Below are 21555 nucleotides of genomic sequence, written 5' to 3'. Positions count from 1 at the left end.
GAGTTTAGAGACCGTTGGAGCCATCGCACTCCTGCGGGGCTTTAAGCAGGCTGAGGACAACAACCGGAAGTTCGCCCAGTTCGGCACCGAAGAAACCGTGCATTCGTCAATTTACCGAGGCAAAAGGACACAATAATCCCTCATAGTGGAGCATGTCGCGACCAGGGGTAGGGGGAGCATCCAGCATTCCCGAGCAGCCGAATCTTCTGCGCGCGATGCGCAGCCTATTGGGCGGTCGTACAAGCAATGGCCGGCTTCCCTTGGAGATTTTGGAACGGGGAAACCGGCCATCGAATGGGGGCGCAGGGGTCTATAGCCCGCGCACGATCAGCACATCCAGGGTGCGCGGCCCATGCACGCCCTCGACGCGCTCCAGCTCGATGTCGCTGGTGGCGCTCGGCCCGGAAATCCAGGTTTGCGGGCGGGTCACGTCCATGCGCGGCATGGCCTCGGGCAGCAGCTGCACGATCGTGGAGACCGGCACGATGCACACGTGGTGATCGGGCACCAGGGAGATCGCGCGCCGGCCCTGGTCGGGTTCGCCGTCCAGGATGATGGTGCCGGACTCGGCGATGGACACCGCCGAGGAGGTCACCACGGCGCTGGTCTCATCGAGCACCGGGATGTCCAGGGCGTGGCCCGGGGCGTCGATGCGCCGCTCAATGGACTCGGGCAGCTGCTGAAGCCAACCGGTGTCCAGCCCGTGCGGGTAGACCACCGAGCGGGCGGTGGCCAGCTTCGCGGCGACGTGGGTGGCGATCTGCTCGGCCTCGATGACATCCACCCCGGCCTTGTAGTCCACCAGGCGGTCCACCAGCAGTTCGATGACCTCGGTTTCGCTGAGCTGCGAGGTGGTGCGGTAGTCGCGCACCACCGGTTCCACGTGCGGGTTATCGGCCAGTGCGGTGCGGATCCGGCCCAGGATCTCTTCCTTGGCGCTCATTTGCCCTCCTTCTCGCTCTTCCACCAGTCGCGGAAGGACTTGCTTGGCGGTGCCGGGATGTCGCGGCTGGCGGTCCAGCCCGCCGCGATGCCCGGCAGGCGCTTGATCTTCTTGTCCCGGCCGGCGGCCAGCTTGCCCAGCGGCAGCCCCTTTTCCAGCAGGTCCAGGTTCCGGCCCTTGCCCAGCGCCCAGGAGCCGCCCTTCATCAGCAGGTCCATCTGGGTGGGCAGCAGCTTCTTGCCGCGCTGGGAATCCACGTCCTCCCCGCGCAGGTGCACCAGGATTTCGGGGATGTTGATCTTCACCGGGCAGGCGTCAAAGCAGGCGCCGCACAGTGAGGAGGCGTAGGGCAGGGAGTTGTTCTCCTCGGCCTCGATGCCGGTCAGCAGCGGGGAGAGGATCGCGCCGATCGGGCCCGGGTAGGTCGAGCCGTAGGCGTGCCCGCCGGTGCGTTCGTACACCGGGCAGACGTTCATGCACGCCGAGCAGCGGATGCAGTTCAGCGCGCTGCGCCCGAAGCGGTCCGACAGCGCCCGGGTGCGCCCGTTGTCCATCAGCACCAGGTGCACGTTCTGCGGCCCGTCGTTCTCGGTGACCCCGGTCCACAGCGAGGTGTACGGGTTCATCCGCTCCCCGGTGGAGGAGCGCGGCAGCAGCTGCATGAAGACCTCGATGTCCTGCCAGGAGGGCAGCACCTTCTCGATCCCCATCACGGTGATCAGGGTTTCGGGCAGGGTCAGGCACATGCGCCCGTTGCCCTCGGACTCCACCACGCCCAGGGTGCCGGTGTCCGCCAGGGCGAAGTTGGCCCCGGAGATCGCCACCTTGGTGGAGAGGAACTTCTTGCGCAGGTGCTTGCGCGAGGCCTCGGCCAGCTTGGCCGGCTCATTGGTTAGGTTCGGATCCACATCCGGCATCTCGCGCAGGAAGATGTCGCGCACCTCGGTGCGGTTCTTGTGGATCGCCGGGACCAGGATGTGGCTGGGCTTGTCGTGGTCCAGCTGCACGATCAGTTCGGCCAGGTCGGTTTCGAAGGCGGCGATGCCCTGGGTTTCCAGGTGCTCGTTCAAGCCGATTTCCTGGGTGGCCATGGACTTGACCTTGACCACCTCGGTGGAGCCGGTCTGCTTGATCAGGTCGGTGACGATCTGGTTCGCCTCGGCCGCGTCGCGGGCCCAGTGGATGATGCCGCCGCGGGCGGTGAAGTTCTTCTCGAACTCCTCCAGGCGCTCATCCAGCCGTGCCATCGCCTGGTTCTTGATCGCCTCCCCGGCGTTGCGCAGCGACTCCCAGTCCGGCAGCTCGCCGACCACGCGCAGCCGCTTGTCGCGGATGGAGTGGGTGGCGTGGCGCAGGTTCGCGCGCAGCTGGGTGTTCTGCAGCTCGTGGTGGGCGGCCTTCGGGAAGGACTCATCGGCAAACAGGTTGCCTTCCCCGGCCGCCGGCATGCCCAAAAATACCTGACTCACAGTGCCACCATCTCTTCCTTCGTGCTGGCCAGGATGTTGGCCAGGTGCATGGTGCCCGGCTTCTGGCCATTGCGTGAGAGCCCGCCACCGATGTGCATCAGGCAGGAGACGTCCCCGCCGACGCACAGCGAGGCGCCGGTGGAGGCGATGTTGCGGGCCTTGTCCTGCAGCATCGCCGAGGAGACATCGGAGTTCTTGATGGAGAAGGTGCCGCCAAAGCCGCAGCACTGGTCTGCCTCGGGCAGCTCCTCCACGGTGATCCCACCCACCGACTTGAGCAGGTCCAGCTGCCGGTCGCCCAGCTTCAGCAGGCGCATGCCGTGGCAGGAAGGGTGGTAGGTGACGCTGTGCGGGAAGTAGCTGCCCAGCTGTTCGGCGGCGTTGGTGATGCCCAAGACGTCGGTGAGCAGCTGCGAGAGCTCGTAGGTGCGTCCGGCGACCTCCGCGGCGCGGGACTTCAGGTCCGGCTTGCCCAGCCGCTCGGCCAGCATGCCGTGCTGGTGCTTCAGGGAGGAGACGCAGGATCCGGAGGGTGCCACGGCCACGTCGTAGTCGGCGCGCTCGAAGGCCTGGACATGGTTTTCAACCACCGGCAGCGCCTCGGGCATGTAGCCGGAATTCATGTGCATCTGCCCGCAGCAGGCCTGGCCGGCCGGGAAGATCACCTCATGGCCAAGGCGTTCCAGGATTTTCACCGTGGACTTGGCCGTTTCCGGGTACATCGCGTCGACGATGCAGGTGGCAAAGAGTGCAATACGCATAAGAATAACTCTCTCGCTGTGTGGTCTGACCATACTAGGCGCATCTTTCGAATCCCGTCAAGACTTGTTGTGATAGCACTCACCTTGTATTATCGGTGGTCTGACCATATGTGGTCTGACCATCACTAGTAAGGACGCCCACACCGTGTTTACACCATCAACCGAGCCGATCGCCGGCAGCGTGGCCATCTCCGCGCTGGTCGCCCTGATCCCGCTGCTCACCTTCTTTGTCATGCTGGCCGTAGTTAAGGTCAAGGCCCACTATGCCGGACTCAGCTCCCTTTTGGTCGCAATCATCGTGGCGATCTTTGGCTGGCAGATGCCGGTGGGGCTGGCCATCAACTCCGGGGTGATGGGCGTGGTGTTCGGCGCCTTCCCCATCGTGTGGATCGTGGTCATGGCGATCTGGCTCTACCAGGTCACCGTGGTCTCCGGGCGCTTCGAGGACCTGCGCCGGGTCTTTGACGTGATCGGCGGCGGGGATGTGCGCATCCAGACGGTGCTGATCGCGTTCTGCTTCGGCGGCCTGCTGGAGGCGCTGGCCGGGTTCGGTGCCCCGGTGGCGATCACCGCCACCATGCTGCTGGCCCTGGGACTCTCCCCGCTGCGAGCGGCCAGTGCCGTGCTGATCGCCAACACCGCCCCGGTGGCCTTTGGCGCCGTGGCCATCCCGATCACCACCGCCGGTGCGCTGACCGGGATCCCGGCCGCGGAGATCGGCGCCACCGTCGGACACCAGTCCCCGGTGCTGGCCCTGTTCGTCCCCACCGTGCTGGTGCTGGTCATCGCCGGGTGGCGCAGCATGCGCCAGACCCTTCCGGTGACCCTGGTGATCGGCATTTCCTTCGCCATCGCCCAGTGGCTGTGCGCGACCTACTTCTCCTATGAACTGACCGACATCGTCGCCTCGCTGGTGGGCCTGGGCGTTGCGGTGCTCTTCTTGCAGGTGTGGAAGCCCAAGGGCGCCGACGAGGCCCGCGAGCGCATCCTCACCCCCGAGGCGCTGGCCAAGCCGGTGGACGCGAACCGCAACCTGCGCCCGGGGGCGACCTGGATGGCGTTGTTCCCCTATGTGCTGGTGATCCTGATCTTCGGTGTGGCCAAGCTGTGGCGCCTGGGCGTGGACATCCCGGCGGCGCTGGCCGCCACCGACGTGAAGTTCGGCTGGCCGGGGCTGCACGGGAACATCGTGGACGGCAACGGCGAGGCGGTCTCCTCGACGATCTACAATTTCAACTGGCTCTCCACCCCCGGCACCCTGCTGCTGATCACCGGGCTGATCGTGGCCATCGTGTACTCCAAGTTCGATGACGGGGGCAAGTACCCGATCGCCGTGGGCAACGCGATCGCCGAGATCGGGCGCACCGTGTACAACATGCGCTTTGCGGCGCTGACCATCCTCTCGGTGCTGGGCCTGGCCTACGTGATGAACCTGTCCGGGCAGACCATCACCATCGGCACCTGGATGGCCGGGGCCGGTGGCGCGTTCGCCTTCCTCTCGCCCATCCTGGGCTGGATCGGCACCGCGGTGACCGGCTCGGACACCAGCGCGAACGCCCTGTTCGCCAAGCTGCAGCAGACCGCCGGGGTCAACGCGGGCATCGACCCGACCCTGCTGGTGGCCGCCAACACCTCCGGCGGCGTGGTCGGCAAGCTGATCTCCCCGCAGAACCTGGCCATCGCGGCGACCGCGGTGAAGATGGAAGGCCAAGAGTCGGTGATCCTGAAGAAGGTGGCCGGCTGGTCGGTGGGCATGCTGCTGGTGCTGTGCGTGCTGGTCTACCTGCAGTCCACCCCGGTGCTCAGCTGGATGCTGCCGCACTAGGCCCGTGGCCCTGGCCAACGGCGCAACACACTAAAATGGGTTCTGATGTCTACAAAGCCAACTCCGCGTGCCTATCAGGTGGTCCTGGAGGCCATTGAGCGTGACCTGCGAACCGGGAAGCTGAATCTGGGCGATCAGCTGCCCGGGGAGCGGGCGCTGGCCGAAGCCCATGGGATCTCCCGGGCCTCGGTGCGCGACGCAATCCGCATTCTGGACGTGATGGGCGTGGTGCGCACCTCCACCGGTTCGGGCCCGAACTCCGGGGCGGTGATCATCTCCAACCCCTCGGCCGGGCTGTCCCAGGCGCTGCGCCTGCACGTGGCGGCCAAGGGCATCCAGGTTCGGGAGATCGTGGAGTCCCGGATCCTGCTGGAGACCTGGGCGGCGCAGATGACCCCGCGCGACCCGATCCACGCCCAACAGGTGATCGAGCGCACCGCGGTGTTGATCATGCGCATGGATGACCCGCAGCTTTCCCGCGACGAGTTCCACCGCATTGACGCCGAGTTCCATGTGCTGCTCTCCTCGATGGCCGGCAACTCGGTGGTGGAGGCGATGATGGAATCCCTGCGCCACTCGATCAGCGACTACGTGGCCTCGGCCATCCCGGACGATGCGACCTGGCAGCCGATCGTGAAGGTGCTGCGCCGCCAGCACAAGGCAATCCACCGCGCGTTTGCCAACAACAACCGGGAACGGGCCGCGCACATGCTGGAGGAACACATCAACTGGTTCTACCAGCAGACCCGCTTCTAGGCCGGGTTCCGGACCCGGCAGCTTCCTTACCGCCAGCAGGCGCCGTCCCCCACCAAGGGGGACGGCGCCTGCTGGCGGTTTGTGGCTCGCGGCCGGTTCAGTCCAGCTGCAGCGGCAGCGTGGAGTACCCGCTGCCGGGGTAGTGGGCCCGGGCCGGTGCCTGGGCGCCGGGGGCCGGGGTAATGCTGCTGGTGCGCTTGAGCAGTTCTTCGACCAGCACCCGCAACTCCAGCCGTGCCAGCGGCGCCCCCGGGCAGATGTGGATGCCCGCCCCGTACAGCAGGTTCAGCCCCGGATCCCGGTCCAGGCGGAACTCATCCGGGTCCCCGAAGACGCTCTCATCGCGGTTGGCCGAAGCCCACACCACGGTCACCCGCTCACCGGCCGGGATCAGCCGCCCGTTGACCTCCACATCCCGGGTGGCCACCCGGCGGTTGGCAATCAGCGGGGCGTGCGCCCGCAGGATCTCGTCGTTGGCCGCCCCGATCAGCGAGGGATCCTCGCGCAGACGGGTCTGGATTTCCGGGTGGGTGGCCAGGAAATTGGCCAGGATCCCGACACTGGCGGCAATGGTGCTCAGCTCACCGACCGTCCAGTTGCGCAACAGGCTGACCAGCTCCTCGTCGTTCAACGGCCGGCCGTACACCTGCTCATGCAGCAGTTGGGTCGTCAGGTCCTTCGGCGCGCGGTGGCCGGCCTCGCGCCGCTGCTGGAGCAGCTGGCGAATGTATCCGTCAAACTCCACGGCGATGGCCTTCATCGCCGGTCGGTCCTGGGCCAAGGTGGCCGTGCGGTTCTTCGCGGTCCAGGCGCGCAGCGGTTCCTCCAGCTCCCGCGGCCACCCCAGGAACGCGCTCTGGGCGCGCAGTGCATAGACCTCGGCCAGCTGCTCAATCACGTCGATCGGTTCGTGCAGCGGCAGCTCCCGGAGCAGGCTGAGCGCCACTTCCCGGCACACCGGCTCGAAGCGGCGCATCAGCTCCGGGGTGAAGTAGCGGTCATTGACCGCCCGGTAGACGGTGTGCTCCGGTGGATCCATGCCATTGGGCACGGTCAGCCGCTGGGAGACGGCGTTGCTGAACGTTTCCGGATCATGCAGCACCCGCAGCGCATCTTCGTGCCCCAGCACCGAGTAGCCGAGGAACTCGCTGTGGGCGACGGGGCACTGGGCCCGGAGGCGGTCGTAGGCGGCAATCTGGTCCTCTAGCACCTCCGGGGACCGTGGGTCCCAGTCCGGCGCGGCTGATGCTGACATGCTGCATTCCTCCAATGCTCGCCTGGCCTCAGGCTACGCGCTGGCAGGCGGACCGGACAAGGCCCTGGCTAGCGTCCGGACACGAGGACGTTGACGCTCATCGGCACCGGGTTCTTGAAAACGTCCAGCACCGGGCAGTGCTCATCGACCACCCGCTGCAGCTCAAGATAGCGTTCGGTCACGATTTCAGATGAGATGCTGTGCCCCGCTTTATTCCATGGCTGGCGAGTTGCCTCAACCGGTTGCAGGTGTTGCTGAGCTCCGTGCTTGGTTGGAGCGGGCTGCCCCAATGCTGGATAGGAGCATCCCTTCCCTGCGTATGGCCTTTGCGAATCTGCTCTATCGCGATGCTGCATCGGTTGGTTGGGAAGCTGGTGTGGCTGCTGGCTTTGCTAAAGCTTGCGCTGGACCCGCCATGGCAGAAGCAGCCTAGGAGTTTTTTGATTGGCATGTCGATCATCTGTATGGTGGTCGGCATGCTGATCGTTGGCGCGGCCAAGATACAGGGACGCCAAAACGCGCAAGGAGATAGTTTTTACGTTCTTAACGCAAAAGCTGGCTCTACTGCTGCCTGTCTGAACTTTTACGTTCTTAACGTAAGAGTTGGATTGGCCGATCTTGGCTGGAATTTTACGTTTTTAACCTAAAAATGACACCGGTGAAGAGCTCTGTTTTACGTTCTTAACGTAAAAGGCGGATTGACTGCCTGACCATAGCTTTTACGTTGTTAACGTAAATCTCCGCTGCAACAGCGCCCACTCGGGGCACTACTACGGGGCAGGCTTTTACGTTCTTAACGCAAAACCTGAGGACTACCCCTCTAGCGCTCTTCGACGGCAAGAAGAGCGACGCTTAGGACGCGGCACTGCGCAGAGCTAGCTTTTACGTGATGAACGTAAAAGATTCAGGTGGATCAGCGTGGCGTCCGGGCAGTAATCTTCCATGTATAAATGTAACCCTTGCTCCAGGTCCATTTTTTGCCGCACGTCGCGTTGTGCACCTGCGAGGTGTATCCAGCTTTGACGAGATGCCTGGACGCGTCGGAATACGCACGATAGCAAGACAGATAATGTTTGGAAGAACCAGACAGCACCTTCGTTGCCGCTTGAGCCGGCGCTGCGGTGCCAAAGCTGGCTCCCACCACCAGGCAGGCTGCTGCAACCACTGAGCCGATCTTGTGGATCTTCTTGGGCTTTTCGTGCTTCTGGACTACTTCAGTCATCGGGATACCTCTCTCGTGCGTGGTTGCGATGTCCTTGTCGAGGCTACCAGAACGCTCAACCTTTTACGTTTAGAACGTAAAACTTGGAGACCAATCAACGTCAAGTGGGGACTGCCTCGTCCCGGTGCCAGCCATCGGCGGACTCGGCGCATAGAGATAGGTGAGAAGCAAACCGGCCTCTCTAAAACCAAAGGACAATTCCCATGATCGCTTCCCCAGATTGCACGTTCTGCACCTTCGGCATCACTACCCCGAACGGAGATGGCTGCCCCAACCCCATCTGCGGTCTGAGCATCACTATCGCGCCGGCAGTTCAGGATGAGGGCTGTCTGGTTACCGCAACGAGTAATGGCACCGGTGACTTAAACGGTGTTGTTGAAGCTCTGGCCGATGTGGCGTCGTGCCGTGTTGCCGATCGCATGATCGAGACTACACCGGGCTACCCTATTGAGGTTGATGAGCCAAAGCCTGTCGAGAGCGGTTGGATCATCAGTGAAGGAGTCGCACGAGAGCTGGTCGAGGTCCTCTTCGGCATGGGCATCCCGTACCAGGCAGCGATCTAACCAACAGCAACCGAGTGGTCATGAGCAAAAGTTCATGACCACTTTTTGTTGCCACCAGGTAGGGGTCTGCTGACTCTTCTATGTCTGTCAAGCCGCAGCTGGAACCTCTTCAACCATTGCTGAAGCACTGAAAATCTTGAAGATGCGACGGACCAGATAGCGTTTGATGCATCGGCGGATCTCGCGATCAGTTTTCCCCTCAGCTCGACGCTTCTCAACGTAGACTCGCGTCTCTTTGTCATGTGTCATACGCGTGACCGCTGCTAAGTGCAGGGCAGCATTCAACGACCGATCACCGCCACGATTAAGCCGGTGCCGGGTCGTGTTCCCCGACGACGCAGGAATTGGATTCACGCCAGCCAGGCAGGCAAATGCCGCTTCATTGCGCACTCGCCCTTCATGGGACCACGCGACGAAGCACTTCGCTGCCGTGATTGCCTTGAAGCCGGTCTCAGTCAATAAGGGTGCCGCTTCGCTGGCTTTGACCAGCTCGTTCAGCTGCTGCTCAAGGTCGGCCACCTACCCCTGCCCGAAATCACGTTCCTACGTTTCCACCAGCGAGCTGCATCCCACGCCCCATCGGTAGATCAAGGCTTAGCCTTGTCCACGGTTACCGACGATAGGGGAGCACGGCGGTGGACCAATGAGGTATTGCCTCCAGCTGCACCCCGGCCCTCATGGCAAGCGGCATCACGCTGCGCACCCTTTGACTGCGGCTGCGGTTAACCGGCGTCGGCGGCGTCGGAGTTGTCGTTCAAACGGTGCAGCAGGTCGGCGAAACGTTGCACGTCTTCAGTGGACCAGTCCTCCAGCTTGTCCCGCAGGCGCTGGCGCTGCGCCTGGCCGCTGACATACCAGGCGTCACGTGCCCGATCGGTGATGGACACCAGCTGGGCCCGGCCATCCTTGGGATCCGCGGTCCGGGTGATCAGTCCCTGGGTCTCCAACTGCTTGACCAGCCGGGAAATCGTGGCCTTGTCCAGCTGCAGCGATTCGGCAAGGAACCCCTGCTGCTGGGAATCGTGATGCACCAGGATCGACAGGATTCGGTAACCAGGGGCCTGCAGCTCCGGGTGGATCGCTTTGGCGCGCCGCATCAGGGTCTGGCGGGCGCGCAACAAGGTCGTGGTGAACTCTCTTTCCACCGTGATGAAAAGTTCTTCGTCATGCATGGAATCATTCTAGGCGGGCGCACACCCCATCCATGATTTACCCGCTCAGTTCGGGCTTCCTACGCCAAAGCCGGAATCGCTGGCCCAGGGCTACGGCCAGCAGGACGTGACCGAGATACTACGTGAGCGTCCGCAGAAGGTGACAAGATGAGAAAGACTAATTTTAGAACCGAAGGAGAAGCAGTGAGCTACACGGTGGGTCCAGTCGACATGATTCCGGTCGGTGAGGCGCTGAAGGTCGAATCCGATGACAGCGGAGCCAAGGAGGACATCGCCATCTTCCATGCCGAGGACGGCAACTTCTACGCCCTGCAGGATGAGTGCACCCACGAAGTCGCCTCCCTGTCCGAAGGATGGATTGAAGACTGCGAAGTCGAATGCCCGCTGCACGCTTCCCGGTTTAACCTCAAGACCGGCAAGGTCCTGTGCCTGCCAGCCTATGTTGATGCGCGCACCTACAAGGTGGAGGTCATCGACGGGATGCTGGAGCTGCACTTCTAAATGGGTTCAGTGCATATCGTCGGGGCCGGGGTCGCCGGTTTCTCCCTGGCCCACACGCTGGTTCAGGCGGGCTATGCCGGAAACATCACGCTCAGCGATCCGGAGGGGCTGCCCTACGACCGCCCGCCCCTGAGCAAGACGCTGGAACGGGTCAACCTCGCACCCCCTGCATGGTTTATTGAGCATTCGGTGCAGCTGCAGCCGCAGCGCATTGACCAGGTCCAGACACCGGAATCCGAACAGGACTGGCTGGTGCTGGCCACCGGAACCACACCAAGGAGACCGCAGGTGCCCGGGGCCGAACATGCCCGGGTGATCCATACGGCCAAGGACGCCGAGGACCTGTCACAGAAGTTGTCGTTCGGCGCCTTCGGAACCCAGGTGGTGGTCATCGGTGCCGGGCTCATTGGGGCCGAATTCGCCGCCGCGGCCCGACAGTTCGGCGCCATGGTCACCTTGATCAGCAACCAGCAGGTGCCGCTGGTCACCGCCTTTGGCGAACCCATGGCCCGCCAGCTGCACGAGGACCATCGGCTGAACGGGATCCGGGTGGTGACCGGGATGGCCGAACGGATCACCGAAAACAGCGTCGAGGTCAATCAGGAGAGCATCGAGGCCGACATCGTGGTGGCCGCGATCGGGGTGGAGCCGAACCTCACCCTGGCCGACACCCTGGGCCTGGAAACGCACAACGGCATCATCGTGGACGCGGGCATGCGCACCAGCGTCCCCCAGGTGCTGGCGATCGGGGATGTGGCCCGCGAGGCCGGTGCCCGCCCCCTGCGTCACTGGGACCGGGCCAATGAGGATGCTGCGCTCGCCGCCGCAACGATCATGGGCACCGGCGCCCCACGGCGCAAGGTGCCCTGGTTCTGGTCCGACCGCCACGAATCCCACGTGGAAGTCGTCGGGGACTTCACCGCGGTGGCGCGCACCGTGGCCCGCCACACCCGGCAGGGCAAGATTCAGGTGCTCTTCGGTCTGGATGGGCAGGACCGCCTGGTGGCCGCCTCCATGGTCGATGGCGGGCTGATGGGCCGGGCCGTGCGAAAATTGATTGAACAGGAGATCACCCCTCCCATCATCGACCTGGAAGACCCGGGGATCACTCCGCGCAATCTGGGTCGCAAACGGTAGGCGGGTACGCAGCAGCATGGAATCTAACAAGGCAGTCGAAGCACTCCGGACCCCCACCGCTCGCGTGGGCGTCGGCTGGATCGCCGCAGTACTGATTGTGCACATCGGCATCAACGTGGGCTTCTTCGCACCCATCCAGGTGTTGCTGGGACTGCACTCCGAGGCGATCTCCCCGCAGCAGAAAAACGCCACCCTGTCGCTGGTGACCGGTGTGGGCGCGGTCGTCTCGATGATCGCGAACCCGTTGTTCGGCGCCCTCAGCGACCGAACCACCTCCCGCTTTGGCCGCCGCATCCCCTGGATCGTGGCCGGTACCCTGGGCGGTGCGCTGGCCCTGCTGCTGATGTCCACCGCACAGACCGTCACGGTGCTGGTGCTGGGCTGGGCACTGATGCAGGCCGCGGGCAACGCCGCGCTGGCCGCGGTGCTCGCCGTCGTACCGGACAAGGTCCCGGTCGCCCAGCGCGGCACCGTGGGTGGGCTGATCGCCCTGGCCCAGACCCTGGGTATCCTTGTGGGCGCCGGCATCGGCATGGTCGCCGCCAGCGACCTGGTGTTCGGCTACGCGATCGTCGCGGTGGTGATTGCCCTGTGCTCGGTGCCCTTCGTGCTGCTGCGCCAGGACGTGGTGCTGCCGGCCAGCGCCCGCGAGGAGTTCGCCTGGGGCAGCTTCCTGCGCAGCTTCTGGATCAACCCGGTCCGCTACCCGGACTTCGGCTGGGCCTGGCTGACCCGCTTCCTGCTATACCTTTCCAGCCAGCTGATCCTGGTCTACCTGCTGTACTTCCTGCAGGATGGGTTGAATCATCCCGAACCGGCCGCCGGGGTGCTGGTGCTCAGCAGCATCTACGCCGGTTTTGTGATCCTCTCCTCGGTGGTGGCCGGCAAGCTCTCCGACCGGGACGGCAAGCGCAAGCGCTACGTGGTGATCTCCTCCCTGATTGTGGCCGCCGCGGCGCTGGTCATGGCCGTGGCCCCCTCCTTCCCGGTGGCGATCGGCGGAGCGGTGCTGCTCGGACTGGGGTTCGGCTCCTTCCTGGCGGTGGACTACGCGCTGCTGACCCAGGTGCTGCCGCATGCCGATTCCCGGGCCAAGGACCTGGGCGTCATCAACATCGCCAACTCCCTGCCGCAGGTCTTCGCGCCCCTGATCGCCTGGATCGCGGTGAGCTGGCTGGGCGGGTACCCCACCCTGTTTATCTGCGCCGCAGTGGTCAGCGTGGCCGGCGGGCTGCTGGTGCGCCGCATCAAGATGGTCCCGTAGGCGCGTTGCCATGATGCAGTGGATCGAGGACGCGCCCTACCTGGTGACGTACCTGTTCTTCTTCCTTGGGGCGATGATCCGCGCGAACACCACCTACTGGATCGGGCGCAGCATCGCCGCGGGGGTGAAGCAGACGCGTTTCCAGCGGGTGCTGCGCGGCCCGATCTACCTCAAGTCCCAGGCCCTGCTGGCCCGGTGGGGCGTCTTCGCCGTGCCGCTGAGCTTCTTGACCGTGGGGGTGCAGACGGCGGTGAACGCGACCGCCGGAATCACCCGGATGCCGCTGCGGCGCTACCTGCCGGCGGTGATTGTCGGCTGTCTGATCTGGGCGTTGGTGTACACCACCGTGGGCTTGGCGTTCATCTATGCGTGGATCGCGCTGGACTGGCCGTGGCTGGTGGGTATCGTGCTGCTGGTGGCGCTGGTGCTGTGGCTGATCCTGCGTCGCAGGAAGCGCGCCCGCCGGGTAATAGGCCCGGAAGAAATCAAGTGAGACCTATGATGGTGAATCACAACGTCAGTCAAAGGTGCAGGTATCGGCACTGCAGGCCGGCGCCCAAGTGCCGAACCAGGGGAAAGCAGGTGCGACAGTGGTGAATAATCCGGTCTCGGCCGAGATCAAGCGTGCGCAGCTCGATGAGCTGGACCGTAAACTGCTCAGGCTGCTGTCGGAGAACTCCCGCCGCACGAACAACTCCCTGGCCGAGGAGCTGGGCATCGCCCCCTCGACCTGCCTGGCCCGGCTGAATCAGCTGCGTGACACCGGCGTGATTTCCAGGTTCACCATCGAGGTGGATCCGCAGGTGCTCGGACGAGAGCTGGAGGCGCTGATCTTCGTTCGCATCCGTCCCGGAGCCCGGCACCTGATGTCGACCTTCGCCCAGGACATGCAGGCCAAGCCCGGGGTGCGTCAGCTGTTCTTCCTGGGCGGTGCCGACGATTTCGTGCTGCACGTGGCGGTGCGCAACTCCGCGGACGTGCGCCAGTTCGTGCTCGACTACTTGTCCTCGAACCCGGCCGTGGCGACCACCCAGACCTCACTGGTCTTTGAGCACAGCCACGGCAGCGCCGAATACTGAAGTCCCGCAGCAAAACGTCCAGGGCCGCACCACGGTGCATCCCTGGACGTTTCGTTGCTCAGGCCTTGGGAACCGGCCACTGAAGTCCGTTGAGCGTTATGAGACGATCTTGCTCATCGGGGTGTCTCCGTCAAAGAAATTCACGGTCTGGCGGATTCCGGCATTGTGGGCCAGCACGTACGCGATCATTTCCGCAACGTTTTCCCGGGCGGTGCGCCCCTCGGTGCCCGCCGGTTCGTGCCCGGAAATGCGGCCGCGGCTGTCGGCCAGGCGCAGCTTCTTTGTAGCCGGCTCCAGGGTCAGGGCGCCGGGCCCCAGGATGGTGTACTCCAGGCTCGTGCCGCGCAGGTACTCATCCGCGTCGTGCTTGGCCTTGGCATACGGGTAGAACGAATCCTTCGGGTCCAGGTTGTCGACGTCCACCAGGGCGCGCGCGTAGGAGACCATGACATAGCGGTTGACTCCGGCCTGCTTGGCGGCTTGCATGGTGCGCACCGCCGCCTCATAGTCCACGGCGTTGGTGCGCTCGGGATCTCCGCCGCCAGCACCGGCCGAGAACACGACGGCATCGGCTCCGGTAAAGGTCTTGGCCAGTTCTTCGGCACTGGCGGTTTCAATATCAACTTCCACCGGGGTGGCACCCACCGCACGGATATCGGTGATGTGTTCCGGATTGCGGATCAGCGAATGGACCTCGAACCCCTCCCGGACGAGCCGCGGGGCAGCGAGCAGGGCCACCTTTCCGTGACCCCCGACAATTACGACACGACGCTTTTCAGCCATGATCCGACTCCTTCGTGATCGGCGACAGTTTCTGTCTTCGCGGCAGGCCCTGGGCCCGCCGGCCCTCCGACGTGGTTGGTCTTCGTTGTCCCGGCTTTCAGGACCTACTGTGGACGCTACCGCCTGGCCAGGACGTTCACAAGATGGCATGACGCCAGGGGTTAGGAAGCCCGTCCGTGAACCGGCATCAAGCTGTCGAAGCCTGACCGTTCCTTCGCCGGTGGTTTACCGATAAAAGCCGGGGGCGCCTCCCTGGGCGGCTCCCGTGCAGTACTGGCTAGCTCCGTCTCCAAAGCGTAATTGAACACAAAGTATGCTTTATTCGAATATTCTTGCTAGGATAGTTAATCCCCTCTTTGGATTCTGCCGCTCCAGGGTTTTCCCTCTTGCCGTTGTGACTAGGCATGTTTTGGGAATGTATCGATGGTTGCGGTTGTTGAAGCTAGTGGGAGATTGGAAGGAGGATGGCAGATGCAGCAATTTGACGTGTTGGTACTGACCGCATTATTGACCATTGTGGCGCTGGGAATCATCAGTGCTGTCCTGGTCGTGGGCTACCGGCGTACGCACGCCACTGAGATCCGCGAGGACCTGCTGGCCAAGGCCCAGCAGCTGGGGTTGCGCGTGGATCCGGCAGTGAGCAACGACGAGCTGCGCGCGCAGGTGAAGCATGCGCGCCATGAGGCACGCAGCGGCAAGCCCAAGGCAGCGTAGCGACGCTCAGAAATACAGCAAGAGACCGCATAGGGTCCGCAGCGAAGGCTGTGGACCCTTTGCCATGCGCTGCCCGGCATCCGGCGCACCCCTTGGCGACCGGTAGTCGCGCGGCGGCAAGACCTTCCGCGCAGCGACCCGCGGCCGACGCCTGCCACAGCATTGCCTCCGCTGAACTAAACGAACGTGGTAAAAACGTTTGGTTAAAAGTTCAACAACATTTGTTTTGGCCGCCTCCAGATCCTTTCGCGGCGGTGCGTGAGGTGCCCCAGGTCACCGGTTTTGCCCCGGAATCATGCGGTTCCGCTCACATTGGCATGTGAGGTTGTGAACGAATAGCGGGGTTTTGTATTAAGGGGTCAAAAAAGGCTGTTAACTTGTAAATAACACCCCGACAATTTTCTAAGGAGCAGCGATTATGAGTACGATCCCACTCGGTGAAGACATCCTCTTGGCTCGTCACGGATCGAACATCGTAAAGCTGCGCCAGGACCGCAAGAACCGCCAGACCGTGGCTTACCTGCGGGACGGGGCCACTGACACCGCCGCCAACGTGCTGGGCGTGCCGGCGTTGACTCCGGCAGCCACCTTCGGGCAGAGCGTGCAGACCTACCTGAACGACGAAGCCGCCGTGAGCCGCAAGGAAGTTCGCTCGCTGGCGAAGCTGTCGCTGGGATTCAGCGCCTTCACCGGCGCAGTCTTTGGCGGGCTGCTGTTGCTGGCCTACAAGGTCGGAGGCAGTGAGCTGCTGGACAATTTGTCGGCGGCCTACAGCTACTACCCAATGTAAAGGCCACGGCGATCGCCGTGGGCGGGGAGAAAAATCGCGGGACCAATGGTCCCGCTTTTTTCATGCCCGCCGCTGCCCCTGAAGGCCATTGCGCGACTCACGTGTGCGTTTCTCGCTTTTTCGGCGCACGAAGGCATAGGATGACCACAATCCGAGAGATTGGAAGTTCCTGATGCGTTTCGTCCTAGAGGTAAATTTCGACACGGAAACCATGCAGCTCAAGCCCCGTGAGGAGCTGCAGGAGATCTTGCGGCACTGGGCGAAGAGCCTGGAGCTGTATCCCATGGAGGCCGGCGCCCAGGAGGACGTGTTCGATTCGAACAACGAAGCCGTGGGGGAGTGGGCCATCCTCGACGAATAGCGTCGAGTCCGGGAGGTTCTAGCCCATCCGCCTTACCCGGGTCACCGCCGGGTGGAGAAGCGCCCGATCAAGTAGCCGACCACCAGCGTGCCAAGCATGACCGCCCACAGCGGTGCGCTGGTGTGGAAGAACAACAGCTGCACGCGGACCCGGTAGAGGTTCTGCAGGATGAAGACCAGCGCGATCACGGTCAATGCCGCCGCGCTCCACTGCTTGATGGTGATGCGCTGAATCCAGTGCGGCTTCTGTTCCTGCATGCCTACCTTCCCTTCAGCAGACCGGTGATCATCGCGCGCAGGCCGATCACAAAGGCGTCATCCGAGTTGCGCCGTCCCGTGGCCTGCTGGGCATCCAGCGAGCGACTAAAGAACTGCGCGCTGGCCTGATGCTCTCCGGGGTCGAAGATGTCCGCAGGCGCCGAGGTGTCGATGGCCGAGCCGAAAATGAAGGACTCCAGTGCCACGATGATCGGCACGATCTGCTCCTGGGACACCCCGTGCTCATGCAGCGCCCGCGCCACCCGTTCATACATGGTCAGGGTGTTCGGGGAGTCAGCCACCGGCAGCACCGCGATCACCGGGATGAGCGGAACATGCCGGGCAAACACCGACCGGTAGCTCACCGCCCAGGTTTCCAGGGCCGCACCCAGCTCCATCGTGTCAAAGCAGTCCCGGTCCACCTCATCCATCACCGTTTCCTGGATCCATTGCAACAGGTCGTTCTTGGAGGAGACGTGGTTGTACAGCGCCGAGGGGGAGACCCCCAGGGATCGGGCCAGGCGCTGCATGGTCAGAGACTCGTAGCCTGACTCAAGAACCACGCCCATGGCGTGCTGGGTAATCCGTGCCCGGTCCAGGATGGCCGTGCGTGGTCGGCCGGCGCGCCGCGGTGCCGTCGTGCCCATGAAATGTCTCCCCTGACGTGGTCTGCTTCACATTTGCCTGAAAACATTCTATGCTTTAATGCGTAAATGAATCATGTTCATTTTATAGTCTTCAGGAGAGATCGATCATGAAACAGCTGGAACGCGACGTTGTCATCGTTGGAGCGGGACCTTCCGGGCTGACCGCGGCCTACGAACTGCAGAAGGCCGGCAAGTCCGTGGCCGTGCTCGAGGCCCGCGACCGCGTGGGCGGGCGCACCTGGACCGAGACCATGGACGGGGCGACCATCGAGATCGGCGGGCAGTGGATCAGCCCGGACCAGACCGCCCTGTACTCGCTGATCGGTGAGCTGGGCCTGGAAACCTTCGAGCGCCACAAGCAGGGCAAGAGCGTCTACCGCACCGCCGAGGGCGAGTCCATCCGCTATGAGGGCGAGGACTTCCCGGTCGCCGAATCCACCGTGTCCGAGATGAACAAGCTGATCGGGCTGCTCAACGACCTTTCCGCCCAGATGGATCCGGACCACCCGTGGAACCACCCGCAGGCCCAGGAGCTGGACAAGATCTCCTTCCACCACTTCCTGGCCCAGCACAGCGATGACGAGGTCGCCTGCCAGAACGTGGGGCTGTTCATCGCCGGGGGCATGCTCACCAAGCCGGCCCACACCTTCTCCGCGCTGCAGGCCGTGCTGATGGCCGCCTCCGCCGGCTCCTTCGACAACCTGGTCGATGAGGACTTCATCCTGGACCGCCGCATCGTGGGTACCATGCAGGGAGTCTCCAAAGCCCTGGCCGCCCGCCTGGAGGAGGGCGTGCTGTTCCTGGACAACCCGGTGCTGCGCCTGGAATGGTCCGAGGACGGGGTCACCGCCCACGGCAAGGACCTGAGCGTCAAGGCCCGCAAGGTGATCCTGGCCATCCCGCCGAACCTGTACTCGCGCATCAGCTACGAGCCGCCGCTGCCGCGCAAGCAGCACATCACCCACCAGCACCAGTCCATGGGCCTGGTCATCAAGGTGCACGCCGTCTACGACACCCCGTTCTGGCGTGAAGAGGGACTGTCGGGCACCTGCTTCGGCCCGACCAGCCTGGTCCAGGAAATCTACGACAACACCTACCACGGGGAGAGCACCGGCACCCTGGTCGGCTTCGTCTCCGACGTGAAGGCCGATGAGGTCTTCGCCCTCAACGAGGCCGAACGCAAGCAGCACATCCTCAAGGCCATGGCGGAGTACCTGGGCCCCAAGGCCCTGGAGCCCAAGGTCTTCTACCTCTCCGACTTCGGCAGCGAGGAATGGACCCGCGGGGCCTACGCCACCAGCTACGACCTGGGCGGGCTGTACCGCTTCGGCCCGGCACAGAACGATAACGTCGGCCCGATCTACTTCTCCTCCTCCGACCTGGCCGGAGAGGGCTACCAGCACGTGGACGGGGCCGTGCGCATGGGCCGTCGCACCGCCGCGCGCATCGTGGCCGCCCTGGAGGGCACCGAGTACGACCAGAACTACGACGGGGTGGACTCCTTCGTGGCCGGCAACAAGGTCGGCGCATGAAACTGCTGATCGGCTACACCGCAGACGAGCGCGGGGCCGAGGCCATCGAGCTGGCCTGCGCGCTGATCAGCGACCGCGCGGTCGATTCGCTGGAACTGGCCATGGTGCTGCCGGAGGACACCCCCTTCCAGGCCACCTACCCGGGAGGGGACCACGGGTACCACACCGTGCTCTCCGCCCAGGCGGACCGCTGGGCCGAGCAGGCGCTGGCGCTGGTGCCAGAGGGCATCAGCGCCCGGGTCACCGCCCGCACCGTCTCCTCGGTGGCGCACGGGCTGATCGAGCTGGCCGCCGAGACCGGGGCCGAGGCGATCGTGCTCGGCGGGCGCAGCCGCCACAAGGCCGGGTTCTTCGCCCCCGGCGCGGTGGCCACCAGCCTGCTGCACGCCTCACCGGTGCCGGTGCTGATGTCCAACCCGCGCGGGGTGGCCGCGCTGCGCCAGGCCAAGGGCAGGATCTCGCGGATCACCGCCTTCGTCGGGGACCTGCCCGGGGCCGGGGAGGTCATCGACCAGGCGGTGCGCAGCGCCGAACGCCTGGGCATTGGGCTGCGCGTGGCCACGCTGGTGACCAGCCAGGAGCAGGCCGGGGAAGACAGCCCGGTGCTGCGCGCCACCCGCCAACAGCTCGACGAGTTGACCAGCGGGCTGGGCGAGCACGTGGAGCCGGAAGTGGTCACCGGGGCCAGCATCGATGAGGCGATCGCCTCCATCGGCTGGCTGGACGGGGAACTGGCCGTCTTCGGCTCCTCCCGCCTGGCCCCGCCGCGCCGGTTGTTCCTGGGCTCCAAGGCCCAGCGCATGCTGCGCCACCTGCCCGTGCCGATGGCGGTGGTTCCACACCGCAGCGGCGGGTCGGGCCGGTAGCGCCTTCCATTCCTGCCCGCGCACCCAGCTGCCCGGGATGTACACCTCAACGACGAGCAAGGAACCGTAGATGTCTAACGATGTGCAGCGGGAGCACCCGCCGGGGTCCGATAGCGGCCTGCATGAAAAGGGCCTGAGTAAGGGCACCGTGGGCGTGCTGGGCACCGTGGTGATCGGCATTTCCTGTATCGCCCCCGCCTACACGCTCACCGCCGCCCTGGGCCCGACGGTGGCCGAGGTGGGCACGAACCTGCCGGCCATCTTCCTGGCCGGGTTCCTGCCCATGCTGCTGGTGGCGCTGGGCTACCGGGAGCTGAACAATGTGATGCCCGATTCGGGCACCAGCTTCACCTGGGCCACCCGCGCGTTTGGTCCGCTGATCGGCTGGATGGGCGGCTGGGGGCTGATCGCCGCGACGGTGATTGTGCTCTCCAACCTGGCGGCCGTGGCGGTGGACTTCTTCTACCTGCTCATCGCGCAGCTGACCGGGCAGGAATGGATCGCGGAGCTGACCCGCAACCTGTGGATCAACATTCCCACCACCTTGGTGTTCGTGGCGGCCGCGACCTGGATCTCCTACCGCGGGCTGAACGCCACCAAGGCGTTCCAGTACGTGCTGGTGGGCTTCCAGGTGGCGGTGCTGCTGTTGTTCGCGATCATGTGCTTCACCAACCCCGAGCCCTTTGACCGCACGCCGATCACCCTGGAGATGTTCAACCCGGCCGCGGTGGAGTCCTTCACCGCCTTTGCCGCGGGGGTGAGCCTGTCCATCTTCATCTTCTGGGGCTGGGACGTCACCTTGACCATGAACGAGGAGACCACCGATCCGGAGAAGGTTCCGGGGCGCGCGGCCACCTTGACGGTGCTGATCATCATCGCCCTGTACATGGCCGTGTCCCTGGGCGTGATCTACTACGCCGGCATCGGCACCGAGGGCCTGGGCGCCGGCAACCCGGAGAACCAGGAATCGATCTTCGCGGTGCTCTCCGGGCCGGTGATGGGTCCGCTGGCCATCCTGATGAGCCTGGCGATCCTCTCCTCCTCCGCCGCCTCGCTGCAGTCCACCCTGGTCTCCCCGGCGCGCACCATCCTGTCCATGGGCTACTACAAGGCGCTGCCGGAGAAGTACGCGCGGATCTCCCCGCGCTTCATGTCCCCGTCGGTGGCCACCGTCACCGCGGCCGTGGCCGCGGCCGGGTTCTACGTGGTGACCCGCATCCTGTCCGAGAACGCGCTGTGGGACACCATTACCGCACTGGGCATGATGATCTGCTTCTACTACGGGCTGACCGCGCTGGCCTGCGTGTGGTACTTCCGCACCGAACTGTTCGACTCGGTGCGCAACATCCTGTTCAAGTTCCTGGCTCCGCTGATCGGCGGCGTGGTGCTGCTGGTGATGTTCGTGCGCACCTGCATCGACTCCATGGACCCCGCCTACGGTTCGGGCTCCTCGATTGGCGGGGTGGGCATGGTGTTCATTCTCGGGGTCGGCGTGCTGGCCCTGGGCGTGGTGATCATGCTGGTCATGCGCGTCAAGCACCCGGCGTTCTTCCGCGGGGAGACGATCAAGACCAAGCGCTAGCACCCCCCCACGCAATAACGGCACCGGCCAGGTTGTTGCGCCGGACGGCCACCATGGCCACGGCATAACAATTGGA

General features: G+C 64.3%; 24 protein-coding genes and 1 pseudogene. 15 read left to right on the top strand and 10 right to left on the bottom strand.

Going from position 1 to position 21555, the window contains the following annotated elements; all coding sequences use genetic code 11:
• Positions 1 to 310: 310 nt before the first annotated feature.
• Genes GcLGCM259_RS12445 through GcLGCM259_RS12435 form a run of 3 tightly spaced genes read right to left on the bottom strand, consistent with a single transcriptional unit; the run spans position 311 to position 3173 of the window.
• Positions 311 to 943 carry a LutC/YkgG family protein gene (locus GcLGCM259_RS12445; protein WP_138175841.1) on the bottom strand — a complete coding sequence of 211 codons (633 nt, stop codon included), beginning with the start codon at positions 941 to 943 and terminating at the stop codon, positions 311 to 313.
• Entirely contained in the window at positions 940 to 2412 is a 1473-nt protein-coding gene (locus tag GcLGCM259_RS12440; protein ID WP_212743883.1) for a LutB/LldF family L-lactate oxidation iron-sulfur protein, read from the bottom strand. Before GcLGCM259_RS12440 ends, GcLGCM259_RS12445 begins: the two co-directional genes overlap by 4 nt.
• Positions 2409 to 3173 (bottom strand): (Fe-S)-binding protein, encoded by a 765-nt coding sequence (locus GcLGCM259_RS12435; protein WP_054821375.1) that lies wholly within the window; start codon positions 3171 to 3173, stop codon positions 2409 to 2411. The genes GcLGCM259_RS12440 and GcLGCM259_RS12435 overlap by 4 nt, the downstream gene beginning before the upstream one ends.
• 145 nt (positions 3174 to 3318) lie before the next feature.
• On the opposite strand from GcLGCM259_RS12435, the gene GcLGCM259_RS12430 reads away from it, so the two are divergent.
• Positions 3319 to 4998 (top strand): L-lactate permease, encoded by a 1680-nt coding sequence (locus GcLGCM259_RS12430; protein WP_138175843.1) that lies wholly within the window; start codon positions 3319 to 3321, stop codon positions 4996 to 4998.
• Positions 4999 to 5043: 45 nt separating this feature from the next.
• On the top strand, positions 5044 to 5754 hold the full coding sequence (locus tag GcLGCM259_RS12425) for a FadR/GntR family transcriptional regulator (RefSeq protein ID WP_138926785.1): 711 nt from the start codon (positions 5044 to 5046) through the stop codon (positions 5752 to 5754).
• A 97-nt stretch (positions 5755 to 5851) separates the two neighbouring features.
• On the opposite strand, the gene GcLGCM259_RS12420 is transcribed toward GcLGCM259_RS12425, so the two are convergent.
• On the bottom strand, positions 5852 to 7009 hold the full coding sequence (locus GcLGCM259_RS12420) for a cytochrome P450 (RefSeq protein ID WP_138926784.1): 1158 nt from the start codon (positions 7007 to 7009) through the stop codon (positions 5852 to 5854).
• Positions 7010 to 7209: 200 nt separating this feature from the next.
• On the opposite strand from GcLGCM259_RS12420, the gene GcLGCM259_RS12415 reads away from it, so the two are divergent.
• On the top strand, positions 7210 to 7656 hold the full coding sequence (locus GcLGCM259_RS12415) for a hypothetical protein (protein WP_138926783.1): 447 nt from the start codon (positions 7210 to 7212) through the stop codon (positions 7654 to 7656).
• A gap of 266 nt (positions 7657 to 7922) precedes the next feature.
• Here GcLGCM259_RS12415 and GcLGCM259_RS12410 read toward each other — a convergent pair whose 3' ends face one another.
• Positions 7923 to 8231 (bottom strand): hypothetical protein, encoded by a 309-nt coding sequence (locus tag GcLGCM259_RS12410; protein ID WP_138926782.1) that lies wholly within the window; start codon positions 8229 to 8231, stop codon positions 7923 to 7925.
• A 203-nt stretch (positions 8232 to 8434) separates the two neighbouring features.
• On the opposite strand from GcLGCM259_RS12410, the gene GcLGCM259_RS12405 reads away from it, so the two are divergent.
• Positions 8435 to 8794: a hypothetical protein gene (locus tag GcLGCM259_RS12405; RefSeq protein ID WP_138926781.1), complete on the top strand. Its 360-nt coding sequence runs from the start codon at positions 8435 to 8437 to the stop codon at positions 8792 to 8794.
• An 87-nt stretch (positions 8795 to 8881) separates the two neighbouring features.
• On the opposite strand, the pseudogene GcLGCM259_RS12400 reads toward GcLGCM259_RS12405, so the two are convergent.
• Together GcLGCM259_RS12400 and GcLGCM259_RS12395 are read right to left on the bottom strand one after the other, a co-directional pair.
• Positions 8882 to 9313, bottom strand: a pseudogene (locus tag GcLGCM259_RS12400) (transposase); the annotation flags it as partial.
• Positions 9314 to 9516: 203 nt separating this feature from the next.
• A complete protein-coding gene (locus GcLGCM259_RS12395) occupies positions 9517 to 9966 on the bottom strand; it encodes a MarR family winged helix-turn-helix transcriptional regulator (RefSeq protein ID WP_054821294.1) in 450 nt (149 codons plus the stop codon).
• A gap of 183 nt (positions 9967 to 10149) precedes the next feature.
• Between GcLGCM259_RS12395 and GcLGCM259_RS12390 the strand changes: the two genes are divergently transcribed.
• The 5 genes from GcLGCM259_RS12390 (at position 10150) to GcLGCM259_RS12370 (ending at position 13947) form a co-directional block, all read left to right on the top strand.
• Entirely contained in the window at positions 10150 to 10467 is a 318-nt protein-coding gene (locus GcLGCM259_RS12390; RefSeq protein WP_246049577.1) for a bifunctional 3-phenylpropionate/cinnamic acid dioxygenase ferredoxin subunit, read from the top strand.
• Positions 10468 to 11604 carry an NAD(P)/FAD-dependent oxidoreductase gene (locus tag GcLGCM259_RS12385; RefSeq protein ID WP_138926780.1) on the top strand — a complete coding sequence of 379 codons (1137 nt, stop codon included), beginning with the start codon at positions 10468 to 10470 and terminating at the stop codon, positions 11602 to 11604.
• A gap of 16 nt (positions 11605 to 11620) precedes the next feature.
• Positions 11621 to 12868 carry an MFS transporter gene (locus GcLGCM259_RS12380; protein WP_138926779.1) on the top strand — a complete coding sequence of 416 codons (1248 nt, stop codon included), beginning with the start codon at positions 11621 to 11623 and terminating at the stop codon, positions 12866 to 12868.
• A gap of 10 nt (positions 12869 to 12878) precedes the next feature.
• Positions 12879 to 13361 carry a DedA family protein gene (locus GcLGCM259_RS12375; protein ID WP_246049576.1) on the top strand — a complete coding sequence of 161 codons (483 nt, stop codon included), beginning with the start codon at positions 12879 to 12881 and terminating at the stop codon, positions 13359 to 13361.
• A 97-nt stretch (positions 13362 to 13458) separates the two neighbouring features.
• On the top strand, positions 13459 to 13947 hold the full coding sequence (locus GcLGCM259_RS12370; RefSeq protein ID WP_374700247.1) for an Lrp/AsnC family transcriptional regulator: 489 nt from the start codon (positions 13459 to 13461) through the stop codon (positions 13945 to 13947).
• Between the two features lie 96 nt (positions 13948 to 14043).
• On the opposite strand, the gene GcLGCM259_RS12365 is transcribed toward GcLGCM259_RS12370, so the two are convergent.
• The gene (locus tag GcLGCM259_RS12365) at positions 14044 to 14730 is read right to left on the bottom strand and encodes an SDR family oxidoreductase (RefSeq protein ID WP_138175857.1); all 687 of its coding nucleotides are present in this window, start codon (positions 14728 to 14730) and stop codon (positions 14044 to 14046) included.
• A 471-nt stretch (positions 14731 to 15201) separates the two neighbouring features.
• On the opposite strand from GcLGCM259_RS12365, the gene GcLGCM259_RS12360 reads away from it, so the two are divergent.
• From GcLGCM259_RS12360 to GcLGCM259_RS12350, 3 genes are all read left to right on the top strand, one after another.
• Positions 15202 to 15444 (top strand): hypothetical protein, encoded by a 243-nt coding sequence (locus GcLGCM259_RS12360; protein WP_138926778.1) that lies wholly within the window; start codon positions 15202 to 15204, stop codon positions 15442 to 15444.
• 418 nt (positions 15445 to 15862) lie between these two features.
• Positions 15863 to 16234, top strand: coding sequence for a hypothetical protein (locus tag GcLGCM259_RS12355; protein ID WP_054821156.1), 372 nt, complete (start codon positions 15863 to 15865; stop codon positions 16232 to 16234).
• Between the two features lie 172 nt (positions 16235 to 16406).
• A complete protein-coding gene (locus tag GcLGCM259_RS12350) occupies positions 16407 to 16595 on the top strand; it encodes a hypothetical protein (RefSeq protein WP_138926777.1) in 189 nt (62 codons plus the stop codon).
• 41 nt (positions 16596 to 16636) lie between these two features.
• Here the strand turns inward: GcLGCM259_RS12350 and GcLGCM259_RS12345 are convergent, their stop codons facing one another.
• Positions 16637 to 16852: a LapA family protein gene (locus GcLGCM259_RS12345; RefSeq protein ID WP_138926776.1), complete on the bottom strand. Its 216-nt coding sequence runs from the start codon at positions 16850 to 16852 to the stop codon at positions 16637 to 16639.
• A gap of 2 nt (positions 16853 to 16854) precedes the next feature.
• Positions 16855 to 17499 (bottom strand): TetR/AcrR family transcriptional regulator, encoded by a 645-nt coding sequence (locus GcLGCM259_RS12340; protein WP_138926775.1) that lies wholly within the window; start codon positions 17497 to 17499, stop codon positions 16855 to 16857.
• A 107-nt stretch (positions 17500 to 17606) separates the two neighbouring features.
• Between GcLGCM259_RS12340 and GcLGCM259_RS12335 the strand changes: the two genes are divergently transcribed.
• The 3 genes from GcLGCM259_RS12335 to GcLGCM259_RS12325 all read left to right on the top strand — a co-directional run bounded on the left by GcLGCM259_RS12335 (position 17607) and on the right by GcLGCM259_RS12325 (position 21479).
• On the top strand, positions 17607 to 19031 hold the full coding sequence (locus GcLGCM259_RS12335) for a flavin monoamine oxidase family protein (protein ID WP_138926774.1): 1425 nt from the start codon (positions 17607 to 17609) through the stop codon (positions 19029 to 19031).
• Positions 19028 to 19897 carry a universal stress protein gene (locus GcLGCM259_RS12330; RefSeq protein ID WP_138926773.1) on the top strand — a complete coding sequence of 290 codons (870 nt, stop codon included), beginning with the start codon at positions 19028 to 19030 and terminating at the stop codon, positions 19895 to 19897. Before GcLGCM259_RS12335 ends, GcLGCM259_RS12330 begins: the two co-directional genes overlap by 4 nt.
• 70 nt (positions 19898 to 19967) lie before the next feature.
• On the top strand, positions 19968 to 21479 hold the full coding sequence (locus GcLGCM259_RS12325) for an APC family permease (protein ID WP_138175871.1): 1512 nt from the start codon (positions 19968 to 19970) through the stop codon (positions 21477 to 21479).
• Positions 21480 to 21555: the final 76 nt, after the last annotated feature.

Source organism: Glutamicibacter creatinolyticus (assembly GCF_006094275.1).
In the GTDB taxonomy this organism is placed as follows: domain Bacteria; phylum Actinomycetota; class Actinomycetes; order Actinomycetales; family Micrococcaceae; genus Glutamicibacter; species Glutamicibacter creatinolyticus.
The sequence above is the reverse complement of the archived record's forward strand: the minus strand, read 5'-3'. Positions and strand labels throughout refer to the sequence as shown.